The organism is Neisseria sp. P0020.S003, from assembly GCF_051957095.1.
Classification (GTDB): domain Bacteria; phylum Pseudomonadota; class Gammaproteobacteria; order Burkholderiales; family Neisseriaceae; genus Neisseria; species Neisseria subflava.
Map to the genome: position 1 here is coordinate 1 of NZ_JBQCWU010000098.1, position 282 is coordinate 282.

1 protein-coding gene is annotated in these 282 nt (G+C 52.5%); it reads left to right on the plus strand.

Features of this window, described 5'->3' with window-relative positions; all coding sequences use genetic code 11:
• A partial coding sequence (locus ACTHTQ_RS11515) for a hypothetical protein (RefSeq protein ID WP_440363992.1) occupies positions 1-282 on the plus strand: 282 nt, incomplete at both ends.

Below are 282 nucleotides of genomic sequence, written 5' to 3' on the forward strand. Positions count from 1 at the left end.
CCGGTAAAGCGGCAACAGATGCAGCAGATGCATTAGCGAAAGCAGGCGAAGCTAAAGATGCAGCGAAAGCAGCAGACGATAAAGCAGTAGCGGCAGATGCTAAAGCAGTAGCGGCAGATACCAAAGCCGGTAAAGCAGCAGAAGCAGCTCAAGCGGCAGATGCTAAAGCGGTAGCAGCTGATACTAAAGCCGGTAAAGCGGCAACAGATGCAGCAGATGCATTAGCGAAAGCAGGCGAAGCTAAAGATGCAGCGAAAGCAGCGGACGACAAAGCAGTAGCAG